We start from the raw sequence: 810 nt of genomic DNA, 5'->3' as shown, positions 1-810 counted from the left end.
GTATTCCACGACCCGGATCGGCAGCCGCATCTCATCGCGCACGTTGCGTTGCTTGCCTCGCTTGAGATCGACTTTGATCTGCTTGGGCAGCAGTTCGCTGCGATACGAGCCATCCGGCAGCCATTCCAGCACTGGCACTTCGACGTTATCGGATATACGCCAGACCAGTTCAGCCTCGGTCTGCCGAGCTTGGCACCACAACTCGTAGCTGAAGAACCCACGGTCGGCCAGGACCACCATGTCCGGCTCGACACCATCGAGAATCCGCTCAAGCAACTCGCGTTCGTAGACGCGCCAGGAGTCGATCGCCGCGGCCACGATCGCGTGGGTGCCGCATTCGCCCAGTCCCACGATCCGTACCTGCGGAAACGGGCTTTCCCCGTCCCGATGAGGCTTCTTGCCGAACGCCTCGACATTGTCCGCGGTGTCGGGCACGTCCAAGATCACTCCGTCGACGGCCATCACCCGCCACCCGTGAAACCACGCGCCCCTGGTGCCCGGCTGCGCCATCGGCGCCGCGACCCGCTCGAACAACACCCGCAACGGCTCCTCCCCAAGCCGCTGCCGCGCCTGGGAGATCGCGCTCGTGCTCGGCACCTGCCAGCCGTCACGCCACGTCCCCAGAAACCGCAAGCCGTTGACCAGCTTGCGCATCACTTCCTCATAGCCGTCACCGAAGAACAGGCACAACGCCAGCACGTAATAAACAACCACCCGCGCCGGCAACAACCTCGAACGCTTCTCCCGACGCCCTGTCTCGACCAGCACCTCGTCCACCAGGTCACGGTCGAACAGGCGAGTCAGCACACC

Annotated in this window: 1 protein-coding gene; it reads right to left on the bottom strand. The window is 64.1% G+C overall.

Features of this window, described 5'->3' with window-relative positions; translation table 11 throughout:
• The coding region (locus ACFOWZ_RS48015) for an IS4 family transposase (RefSeq protein ID WP_382381440.1) at window positions 1–807 on the bottom strand (807 nt) is incomplete at its 3' end.
• Window positions 808–810: the final 3 nt, after the last annotated feature.

The sequence above is a fragment of the Lentzea rhizosphaerae genome (genome assembly GCF_042649515.1).
In the GTDB taxonomy this organism is placed as follows: Bacteria; Actinomycetota; Actinomycetes; order Mycobacteriales; family Pseudonocardiaceae; genus Lentzea; species Lentzea aerocolonigenes.
Note: the sequence above shows the minus strand (reverse complement) of the source record. Positions and strands in the feature narration are given on the sequence as shown.